8 protein-coding genes are annotated in these 11,005 nt (G+C 45.7%); 5 read left to right on the top strand and 3 right to left on the bottom strand.

The window, feature by feature from the left end; genetic code table 11:
• Positions 1-332: helix-turn-helix transcriptional regulator (locus QZ735_RS08395; RefSeq protein ID WP_294246832.1), on the top strand; the 332-nt coding region annotated here is incomplete at its 5' end.
• A 162-nt stretch (positions 333-494) separates the two neighbouring features.
• On the opposite strand, the gene QZ735_RS08390 is transcribed toward QZ735_RS08395, so the two are convergent.
• The 3 genes from QZ735_RS08390 to QZ735_RS08380 form a co-directional block, all read right to left on the bottom strand.
• Positions 495-1,823 carry a hydroxymethylglutaryl-CoA synthase gene (locus QZ735_RS08390; RefSeq protein ID WP_294246830.1) on the bottom strand — a complete coding sequence of 443 codons (1,329 nt, stop codon included), beginning with the start codon at positions 1,821-1,823 and terminating at the stop codon, positions 495-497.
• Between the two features lie 346 nt (positions 1,824-2,169).
• The gene (locus QZ735_RS08385) at positions 2,170-4,683 is read right to left on the bottom strand and encodes a M1 family metallopeptidase (RefSeq protein ID WP_294246828.1); all 2,514 of its coding nucleotides are present in this window, start codon (positions 4,681-4,683) and stop codon (positions 2,170-2,172) included.
• Positions 4,684-4,756: 73 nt separating this feature from the next.
• A complete protein-coding gene (locus tag QZ735_RS08380; RefSeq protein ID WP_294246825.1) occupies positions 4,757-4,975 on the bottom strand; it encodes a hypothetical protein in 219 nt (72 codons plus the stop codon).
• Positions 4,976-5,608: 633 nt separating this feature from the next.
• Here QZ735_RS08380 and kdpA point away from each other — a divergent pair.
• From kdpA to QZ735_RS08360, 4 genes are all read left to right on the top strand, one after another.
• On the top strand, positions 5,609-7,303 hold the full coding sequence (gene kdpA / locus QZ735_RS08375; protein ID WP_294246821.1) for a potassium-transporting ATPase subunit KdpA: 1,695 nt from the start codon (positions 5,609-5,611) through the stop codon (positions 7,301-7,303).
• A 159-nt stretch (positions 7,304-7,462) separates the two neighbouring features.
• Entirely contained in the window at positions 7,463-9,502 is a 2,040-nt protein-coding gene (gene kdpB, locus QZ735_RS08370; RefSeq protein ID WP_294246819.1) for a potassium-transporting ATPase subunit KdpB, read from the top strand.
• A gap of 163 nt (positions 9,503-9,665) precedes the next feature.
• Positions 9,666-10,214, top strand: a complete 549-nt coding sequence (locus tag QZ735_RS08365) for a potassium-transporting ATPase subunit C (protein WP_294246817.1) — start codon at positions 9,666-9,668, stop codon at positions 10,212-10,214.
• 344 nt (positions 10,215-10,558) lie between these two features.
• The coding region (locus QZ735_RS08360) for an outer membrane beta-barrel protein (protein WP_294246815.1) at positions 10,559-11,005 on the top strand (447 nt) is incomplete at its 3' end.

The following is an 11,005-nucleotide window of genomic DNA, read 5'->3' as shown; positions in this document are numbered from 1 at the left end:
ATCTAGCCAAAACCAGCTCCAGAATCGGTTTTGTGGCTGATTATATCCGCAACAACCTGCATCAGAAGCTGTCGGTAGAAAGCATCGCCCGGCTGGCGTATGTCAGCAAATCCAATTTCTTTAAGCTGTTTAAAGACGAACTCGGTACTTCGCCCAATGAGTTTATTCTCCGGGAGCGCATCAGACGTGCCAAGGAACTGCTGGCCGAAAGAAATACGATTAAGGAAACGGCTTTCCAGACCGGCTTTTCGGATACCAATTATTTCACCCGGGTTTTTAAGCAATGGGTCGGTGTAACCCCTAAGAATTTCCAGGCCAATTGTGGATTATAAACCGGCAACAGTGCTTTTAAAGTAAAATCTGCTAAAACAAATTGCGGATTATAAATCCGCAATAGTTCATTTTTTAAAATCAGAGCATAGGAGGCAGGTATGCAGCCGCCCCAACCTGTTCCGGAACTCCTGCCGGTGCAATTGCTGATCTTCCGGTGATCATCAGTCTCTGTATCCGTAATACCTTGCTCCCAGAAGCAACGGATGAACTGTTTCAACAGATTGCAGTCCGAAGCCTTTGTAGCCGGGATTGACGGATTTTTCCAGCTGTTTGCGGTGAAGCTTTTCATAGGTTTCAAAACCGATCGCCGTACGGTTTTTCAGGCTTTTAAACAGATCCCATTTTGAAGCAACGCTTTTCCAGTGCTGAGAAACTTTTCCTGCAAAGACTTTGGATTTGGAGCCGCTTCCGTAGGCTAAAAATCCGATCTCCTGTCCGGCCAGTTCTTCATTTTCATAAAAAGAGGTCTGCAGTGAGGATAAAAGCGCCATAAAAACGGAGGCCGTATACATATTTCCGATTTCGGAGGAAGCCCGCTGTGACCTTTCAATTTTATCATTGATGAAGCTAAGATAGCCTTCCGATTTGGCTACCGCTTTCTGTTCTTCCGGACTTTCATACGAAAGACCGTTTTCGCGGCTGTAGATTTCCGTGAAAACCCGTTTTCCGTGGAAAGCATACGGAAGGTGGAAGATCAGGTACCGCCAGCCTTCCGAAGGTTTTTCCTTTCCGGTGATTTCGCGGTAATGGTCATAAGCTTCACGGATCCGGTCCTGGTAACATTGGTTGGAATACTGGCCGTCGAACACCGGCTCATCGGTAAAAATTTCGATCTTATCCGGGAAACTTTCAGGAGCGTTGGCCAGGTCATCCTTTTTAAAATGGCGCCTAGGTTTGAAAAAATCAAAAACACTTTCGGTTGCTACGCCCCAGCTGTTATCAATTTCCATCAGATCCGGTTTTGCGGATATCAGGACTGCCACGGCACCGCCGCCCTGGGTATATTCTCCGGAAGACGCCAGTTCATATTTCGCGTAATCACTGGCGATCACTACCGCTTTCTTCTCCGGGTTGGCCCGGACAAAATCCAGGGAATTGTGCAGGGCATCCACAGCACCGATGCAGGCAAAAGTCAGGTCCACCACATCACAGTTCCGGAAACAGCGTTCCCCGAATTCCTTTTCCAGCACTTCTTCCACCATCTGCATGGCATAAGACGCTGTGGGTTTGGCCGCATCCAGGGCACTTTCGGTACCGAGGTAAATTCTTGCTATTTCTGTCGGATTAAGCTGGTAATCCCTGATCAGTTTAAGTAAAGCTTCCGCCGCGAAAGTAGCGGCATCTTCATGGACGTCCGGAAATGCCATTTTATGAAGCCCCAGCCCTTTTTCCAGTTTGGCCGGGTCAATCCCCCTTTCCGTTGCCAGGTCTTTAATTTCCAGATATAATGAAGGCACATGATAGCTTACCGCCTCGATTCCAAAAGTCATAAGATTCTAATTTTATACGAATTTAAAAAATGTAAACGTTTAACCCATCATGATATTTAACAGATTTTGATAAACCATTACTGATACAGCATGTTATTATCATTTTACCACTGCAAAAAATATGTGTTAATAAAGACAGTAATCTTATTAAGATAAAGTAAACGCCCAACATCCGGCTTCATTCTTCAAGGCTTTTAGTCGGGTTTCTGCGTTGAGTTCACTTTACCCTGTATCCATCCGGATACCGGTTTATTCCGGACATAAAAAACCCGGCTGCCAAAAATTCCGGCTGCCGGGTCTGCGATAAACATTCCGTTATAAAATGCTTACGCTTTATAGTATATTACTATTTGAAATCTTCAATGGCTTTGTTAATAACATCGATCTGCTTATTAATGCTTGCCGCCTGCTGAGGATTCTGTTTCAGCAGTTCCATTTTCTTGTTCAGTCCCTCTTTCAGCATCTGGGAAATCATCATTTTCACCTGCGGGTTGTCGCCCATCTGCCCTTTTGCCTGTGCCAGCATTCTGGTAATGCTTTCCGTAGCTTTCAGGTTATCGGAAGACATGATCCAATTGTATCCTTCTTCTGCCGTTTTCCCCAATTCCGGGTTCTGGAATTTAATGAACGGGTAAAATGCAGCAAACTGCGCAATACCGGACATCTGGGAAGCCACCCTGTTCTTTACAATGGCAGGAAGCAGCTTAGCCATCATTTCTTCCGATGCACCTTCCAGATCGATCTTATCAGCCAGCGAAGCAGCTCTTGAAGGATCAGCTTCGATAAGGGCTGCTACCGAACTTGCTTTAACGGCATTGGAAACGGCATTCATTCCTTTTTCAAAGACCGGGATGTATTTTTTGTCCTTTGTTTTGGCCAGCGCGGCAATGGCTGATGCCTGTACTAAAGTTTTAGGATCATTGGATGCCAGTTTCTCCACTTCTGCGCCAAAGGTTTTCCTCTGCTCCGGATTGGAAAGATCCATTAATTTCAGACTTCTGATTCTGATCCTGAAGAAAGGATCCTTTACTGCAGCTGCCAGTAATTTTACAGCTGCCGGGCTTTTGCCTATCTGGTCTTTGATTCCGTTCAGCGCATCATACCTGCTTTTGAACTCCTGTGAGCCTATAAACTGCATAAGGTACTGCTCCGGTGTTTTGGTATCGGTGATTTCAGCCAACAGGACACCGTCTGCATTAATGTTCACCAGGTCGGCAGTTTTGGCAACATCAAAGCTGAAGGTATTTTTAGCCTGAGCATCCACCCAGACCCTGTACCGCTTCGGTTTCCCGTTTTCATACACATCAATGGCCAGCGGGAACTGGAACGGCTCCTGCTGGGTCTGCTCGATAGTAACGCTTACTTGTTTTTTAACAGGCTCAAAAGCAGATGAATACTTAATTTTCGGATTCCCGCTTCCGAAATACCACTGGTTAAAGAACCAGTTCAGATCCTTTCCGGAAACCTTCTCAAAAGAGAGCCTCAGCTGATGGGCTTCCGCATTCTGATACTCATAGGTCTTCAGGTAATCGTTTATACCAGCAAAAAAGGCATCATCGCCCAGGTAATTTCTCAGCATATGAAGAATCCCGCCGCCTTTCTGGTAGGTAACCAGATCGAATACATCTTCCCGGGAATCATAATTGAAGCGTACCAGGTCCTTATCAAAATTCCCCGGTGTGGTAAGATACATATTGACATCCTTCATCAGGTGATAATCGGCCTGGTCTTTTCCGTATTTGTATTCGTTCCAGAGGTATTCCGAGTAATTGGCAAATGATTCGTTTACGGTCAGGTTGCTCCAGCTTTCTGCAGTTACCAGATCGCCGAACCAGTGGTGGAAAAGCTCATGGGCAATGGTATCTTCCCAGGTATTCTCGTCAATCAATTGTCCGGGTTTCTGTAACACGCCGCTTCCATGCAGCGTAGCCGTTGTATTTTCCATCGCACCGCTCACGTAATCCCTTCCGGAAATCTGTGCGTATTTGGCCCATGGATAATCGTATCCCAGTTTTTTGGAGAAAAACTCAATCATCTCAGGAGTATTTCCGTAGATCTGCTTTGCATACGGTTCATATTCCTTTTCAATATAATAATCCACCGGGATATTCCTCCATTTATCTTTTACCACAGCATATTCTCCTACTCCCATGAAGAAAAGGTAAGTCGAATGCCTTTTATCCATTACCCAATGGTCTGTACGTAAACCATTGGATTCTTTCCGGGAATCTTTCAGGATCCCGTTGGAAAGGGTAACGTATTTGTCAGGAACCGTCATATAAATTTCCTGGGTGGTCTTCTGGTTGGATTTATCAATGGTAGGGAACCAGGCAGAAGAGGATTCGGTTTCTCCCTGGGTCCAGATCTGGGTGGGTTTATCCGGGTCTTTCCCCTGTGCGTTGATAAAATATAATCCTTTTGCATCATTGATGGCGGCACTCCCCTGCTGCTTCACCTCATCCGGGCGGGCGGTATATTTAATATAAACGGTATATTCCTGGTCTTTCTGATAGGTCTTGTCCAGGGTAATCTTCAGAACGTCATCCTTGTAATCATACTTCAAAGGGGATTTTTTACCGTTGGCATCCAGTGCCACTTCATGGATCAGCATTCCTTTGGCGTCCAGCGTCAGTTCGTTGGTGGCATAAAAATACGGTGCTGCCGTAAGCCACTCTTCACCGTTCATCTGTTCTTTCTGATAATCGAAACCGACTTTCAGCTTCGTATGTTTCAGCTCCGTTGTTTTGGTATGGGTAGCCCTGTAGACTTTTTCCCGGCCGGAAGTTTCGGTCTGTGCTGCCAGTTGCGGGGAAAATAAAATCCCGCCCAGCAGAGCCACCGATAAAATTGCCTTTTTCATCTTTCTTGATCAGTTATTCTAAGTTGCGCCCCGGGCCGGCATGACAGGTCATCATGCTGTTCCGCCGGCTGTATTATTTCTTGGTTAAAATGTCGAAAATATCATTCACCAGGGTTTCATAATCCCCTTTTTTGAATTGTTCTTTGGTTTTGTGAAATGCTTTTTTCAGCTCGCTTTCCGGGTTTTCATCATCGATGATTTCTACCGATTCCACGCCTTTCATCTGAAGGAACGCATTTTTCAGTGCTTCAAAATCAGCGGTCTGGTCTGTCTGTATTTTCAGGTATTTCATTGAATGTTATCTTTTATGCGTGATTCCGTCTTTAGCGGTTCAACCGTATGTTCATCCGATAAAGATATTGAATTCAGCGGATCCCGTATCAGGATTCTTTGAATAGGTTGAAAAAATCCGGGAAATGTTACAGCAGACGGCCGGACAGTTAGACAATATAGCCTTACCGGAGTTTCCCTTTTGTCTTCCCATACTATCATTTTAATAAAAGGCTTATCATTTTGATAGGTTTTTACCTGATGACAAATCTCCCATAAACAATATAAAACACTACTTATCAATCATTTGATGCAAATTCAAGCGCATTGGATCTTTTTTTGGCATTACCGGTTCAGAATAAAATATTTAAAAATGACCGTTCCAAGAAAAATGTCCCCACAACCCAAGCACTCGAAACTGAGCCTTCTGATGGTGTCTTATGCAGTGTTCACCCTATTAACCCTAATTGTTGCGATATGATGCTGATAAGTTTACTGGCACTGAGTGCCGTCCTGTTCTGGATCTCGTATAAATCCGTTGAATTTTTTGATAAAATATAAGACTATGTGGAGCTTATTTTTCCTGTCCGTCCTCGCCTTTGGGTACATCTGCTATGTGCTCATCAAACCCGAAAAATTTTAACCGACTAACCTAATGAATACAGAAATTTTGGGCATTATTGCCATGTTTGCCGTTACAATGGTGATCGGTATTTTCCTCGGAAAGTATATTGCCGGTGTGTATGGCTATAAAAAAACCTTTCTGGATAGTATTTTCCAGCCTTTTGAAAATCTTATCTACAAGATTTCAGGAATCAATCCGAACAAACAGATGACCTGGAAGCAGAATATGTTTGCCATGCTGGCCATCAACCTGGTGTGGTTCGTCATCGGATTTTTCATCCTGCTGAATCAGTCCTGGCTTCCGCTGAACCCTGACGGAAACCCGGATATGTCGCCGGATCTGGCCTTCAATACCGCTATATCGTTCCTGGTGAACTGTAATTTACAGCATTATTCCGGGGAAACGGGCGTAAGTTATTTCAGCCAGCTGTACCTGATGTTCCTCCAGTTTGTAACGGCGGCGACGGGAATGGCGGCGATGGCCGTGCTCTTTAAAGCCTTTAAAGACAAAACCACGACAGAGCTGGGGAATTTCTATGATTTCTTCACCAGATCCATGACCAGAATCCTGATCCCGATCAGCATTATCGTCGCTTTTATTCTTTCTGCCAACGGCAGTCCGATGACATTTGAGGGCAAAGACCATATTACTACTTTGGAAGGACAGAAAGTTGATGTTTCCAGAGGTCCGGCCGCGGCATTTATTGCCATTAAACATTTAGGGACCAACGGAGGCGGATTTTTCGGAGCGAACTCGGCGCATCCGCTGGAAAACCCGAATTACCTGACGAATGTAACGGAGATGGTGACCCAGATGATCATCCCTTTTGCCATGGTGTTTGCACTTGGCTTTTATTTAAAGAAAAGAAAGCTTTCATGGACAATATTTACTGTAATGACCATCGGTTTCCTGGCCCTGGCCGTCCCGAATATCATCAATGAAACCCACGGAAACCCTTTAATTACCGAAATGGGAACTGATCCGCATCTCGGGGCGATGGAAGGCAAGGAAATCCGGTTCGGAAGTGCTTCGTCCGCGTACTGGAGCATTGCAACAACCGTGATTTCTACCGGTTCCGTAAATGCTATGCACGACAGTACCATGCCGCTTTCCGGGATGAATGAACTCCTGGCGATGATGATCAACTGCTTCTACGGCGGCTGCGGCGTCGGGATCCTGAACTATTTTATTTTCATCATCCTGGCCGTATTCATCAGCGGACTGATGGTCGGAAGGACCCCGGAATTTTTAGGAAAGAAAATAGAAGCCAAAGAAATGAAGATTGCCATGATCGTTGCCCTGTTCCACCCGTTTTTAATTCTGGTAGGAACGGCCTTAACCGCTTATCTTCCCGAATTCGGAGCGAAAACATTAAACAATCCCGGATTCCACGGCTTCAGCGAAATGCTGTATGAATTCACTTCCTCTTCTGCCAACAACGGTTCCGGATTTGAAGGATTAGGCGACAACACCCCGTGGTGGAACATCTCAACAGGAATTGTCCTGATGCTGTCCCGCTTTATCCCGATCATCGGCCCGGTGGCGATTGCCGGATTGCTGGCCCAGAAAAAATACATCCCGGAAAGTGCGGGAACGCTGAAAACAGATACTGCTACGTTTGGATTCATGACCTTGGCCGTCATCCTTCTGATCGCCGCCCTGTCCTTCTTCCCTGCTCTCACCCTGGGACCGATCGCCGAACAGCTGCATTCTTTTTCAAAATAATTAAACCTGATCGATAGTCAACCATTAAGCCGGCTAACACGTAAAAAACGTACTCCATTCATCTTTATCTATCTCAATAAATAGTTTCATTTTTATTCTTTACTATTTGCCTGATTTAGTGGTTACTATTGATTTACCTGATATAAAGCTTTCAAAAAAATGAAAAATCAATCACAGACATTGTTTCAGAAAGATCTGGTTAACGAAGCCATCCAACAGTCTTTTGTTAAACTGAATCCGAAAATCATGTTTAAAAATCCCGTTATGTTCCTGGTGGAAGCCGGAACGGTGGTCATGCTGGTCGTAAGCCTGTTCAGCCTTACCGGAGATACCTCCCAGGGAAGCTTCGCCTATAATTTTTTAGTATTCATCATCCTGTTTTTTACGGTCCTCTTTGCCAATTTCGCCGAAGCCATTGCCGAAGCGAGAGGGAAAGCCCAGGCCGATACGCTGAGAAAAACGCGTGAGGAAACGCCGGCCAAAGTGGTTGTGGATAACAATCAAGGCTTCCAGATAGAAACCGTCCTTAAAAAATCAGCCGACATGAAGCTCGGTGATATCTTCCTCTGCGAAGCCGGAGACCAAATCCCGATGGACGGGGAAATTATCGAAGGGCTGGCCACCATCGACGAATCGGCCATCACCGGGGAAAGTGCCCCCGTAATCCGCGAAGCCGGCGGTGATAAAAGTTCCGTTACCGGCGGTACCAAAGTCCTTTCGGACCGGATTAAAGTGAAAGTGACCACCCGGCCGGGAGAATCTTTCCTCGACAAAATGATCGCGCTGGTAGAAGGCGCTTCCCGGCAGAAAACACCCAACGAGATCGCACTCACTATATTACTGGCCGGATTTACGCTGACGTTCATCATCGTAACCGTTACCCTGAAACCTTTTGCAGATTATGCGCAGACGCCGATCACCATCGCAGCATTTATTTCACTTTTCGTTTGTCTGATCCCGACAACGATCGGCGGCCTGCTCTCTGCGATCGGGATTGCGGGAATGGACCGTGCCCTGAGGGCCAATGTGATCACCAAAAGCGGTAAAGCCGTGGAAACAGCCGGCGATATTGATGTTCTCCTGCTGGACAAGACAGGAACCATCACCATCGGAAACCGTAAGGCCACCCAATTCCATCCTTCCCACAATATCCAGATGGAAGAATTCATCAAAGCTTCTGCGCTGAGCTCAGTCGCCGATGAAACTCCCGAAGGAAAGTCCATTATCGAACTCAGCCAGCTGAAATCCGAAGATCTATTGGTTCCCAACCCCACATACATCGATTTCACGGCAGAAACCCGGACTTCAGGCATTGATTTTGAAAACACAAAAATTCGTAAAGGAGCGTATGATACGATTAAGAAATTAACGGAGAAAGCAGGAAATATTTTCCCGCAGGAAACCCAGGAAGCGGTTACCAAAATTTCGGAAAACGGCGGAACGCCGCTGGTGGTTTCCGTGAATGAGAAAGTCTGGGGCGTCATCGAACTTCAGGACATCATCAAAACCGGGATCCAGGAACGTTTCCAACGGCTGAGAAAAATGGGGGTAAAAACCGTGATGGTTACCGGTGACAACCCTTTAACCGCGAAATTCATCGCTGAAAAAGCCGGGGTGGATGATTTTATTGCCGAAGCGAAACCGGAAGACAAGATGAACTACATCAAAAAGGAACAGCAGGAAGGGAAGCTGGTTGCCATGATGGGCGACGGGACCAATGATGCGCCCGCCCTCGCCCAGGCCGATGTAGGCGTTGCAATGAACAGCGGAACCCAGGCGGCCAAAGAAGCCGGAAACATGGTGGACCTCGATAACGACCCGACAAAACTGATCGAGATCGTGGAAATCGGGAAACAGCTGCTGATGACCCGCGGAACACTTACCACCTTCAGTATCGCGAATGATGTGGCCAAATATTTCGCCATCATCCCGGCTTTGTTCATCACCTTTATCCCGGCTTTGCAAAAACTGAACATCATGAACCTTCACAGCCCTGAATCAGCCATCTTATCGGCGATTATTTTTAATGCAATTATCATCCCGATCCTGATTCCGCTGGCTCTGAAAGGCGTTGCCTACAAACCGATCGGCGCCAGTGCCCTGCTGAGAAGAAACCTTCTGATTTACGGCCTGGGCGGGATTATTGCCCCGTTTATCGGGATCAAGCTCATCGATCTGGTGATCAGCCTGTTTTTTTAATAAAGCTGTAACAGGGAGGCTGGGTGCTGGAAGTTGATAATATACCGTTTTAATTTATTAAATGATAATAAGATAAAGACTTCCCCTATCAGTTAAAACTAAAGTGACTTCCATCATCCCGCTTCCATCACCATCCTTTCCACAACAACAAAAATTTAGAACAATGAAAAACCATATTTTATCCGCCTTACGACTTACTTTGGTTATGCTTGTGATCGTCGGAATTTATCTTGGCATCGTTTACGCAGGGTCCAAAGTATTACCGACCCAGGGAAATGCCGAGATCATTCAATACAAAGGACAGAAGTTTTATGCCAACATCGGCCAGGAATTCAAATCGCCGGAATATTTCCACGGCCGGCCGTCTGCTGTGGATTACAATGCCGCCGGAAGTGCGGGAAGCAACAAAGGACCAAGCAATGAAGAATACCTGCAGACGGTTCAGAAAAGAATCGACACCCTGAAAATGCAGAACCCGGAAATGCAGCAGGTAAAAGTTCCTGTAGAGCTGGTAACCGCCAGCGGCAGCGGACTGGACCCCGATATCTCGCCTGAAGGTGCCGCTTATCAGGCCAGAAGAATTGCTAAGGAAAGAAAGATCCCGTTGGAGAAAATCGAAAGTCTGATTGCCGGACAAACGGAAGAATCTCTTTTCGGGCCTTCAAAAGTGAATGTCCTGAAACTGAATATCGCACTGAACGAATTGAAGTAATAACGAGTTGCCCATATTTTAGTTTATCATTAATCTTGTCTTAAAGGCGAAAGGACTAAAAATTTCCAGGTATCACTCAGCTGTATTTTAATGCAAAGTTTTTAATTGCTGATGTACAGTGTAACGAGGCAAAGAGAAGATCAGCAGGCTGATCTGATGAAACGCACATATTATTCCTACGTTTCATCAATGGCTTTGTCGCCCTACTTTGCTCCCTCTAAAAGATGCGGAAACCAATATCAGCCTTTGCGTCAATTACCAATAGAACAGATCTGAAAAATAAACCTTTCAAACCATTTAAATTAATCCAATTATGTACAGTATTTGCTGTACCCTCATCACCCATGAAAAAATATATCGTTGCCAATATCCTGCTGGGAATCTTTTTCCCGAAAGCACAGTCGGCAGACTCTGTAAAAACAAATAATAAAATTACCTTTTCCGCTTATGCCGAACTGTTCTATACCTATGATTTCAATGAACCGTCGAATCATATACGCCAGAACTTCCTGTATTCCTACAACCGCCACAATGAGGTGAACCTCAACCTCGGATTCGTAAAGGGTTCTTATCAGGATGACAATTTCCGCGCGAACCTGGCTTTGATGGCCGGAACCTACGCCCAGGACAATATGGCCGCAGAACAGGAAGCATTACGCTACGTTAATGAAGCCAATATCGGCGTAAAGATTTCAAAAACAAAAAACCTCTGGATCGATGCCGGGATCATGCCTTCGCACATCGGCTGGGAAAGTGCCATCGGGAAAGACAACATCAACCTGACCCGGAGC

It is taken from the genome of uncultured Chryseobacterium sp., from assembly GCF_913776365.1.
In the GTDB taxonomy this organism is placed as follows: Bacteria; Bacteroidota; Bacteroidia; order Flavobacteriales; family Weeksellaceae; genus Chryseobacterium.
Note: the sequence above shows the minus strand (reverse complement) of the source record. Positions and strands in the feature narration are given on the sequence as shown.

Excerpts from the sequence above, each read along its gene's own strand:
- QZ735_RS08390 (WP_294246830.1), bottom strand. The coding sequence starts at position 1,823 with ATGACTTTTGGAATCGAGGCGGTAAGCTATCATGTGCCTTCATTATAT.
- QZ735_RS08385 (WP_294246828.1), bottom strand. The coding sequence starts at position 4,683 with ATGAAAAAGGCAATTTTATCGGTGGCTCTGCTGGGCGGGATTTTATTT.
- QZ735_RS08380 (WP_294246825.1), bottom strand. The coding sequence starts at position 4,975 with ATGAAATACCTGAAAATACAGACAGACCAGACCGCTGATTTTGAAGCA.
- kdpA (WP_294246821.1), top strand. The coding sequence starts at position 5,609 with ATGAATACAGAAATTTTGGGCATTATTGCCATGTTTGCCGTTACAATG.
- kdpB (WP_294246819.1), top strand. The coding sequence starts at position 7,463 with ATGAAAAATCAATCACAGACATTGTTTCAGAAAGATCTGGTTAACGAA.
- QZ735_RS08365 (WP_294246817.1), top strand. The coding sequence starts at position 9,666 with ATGAAAAACCATATTTTATCCGCCTTACGACTTACTTTGGTTATGCTT.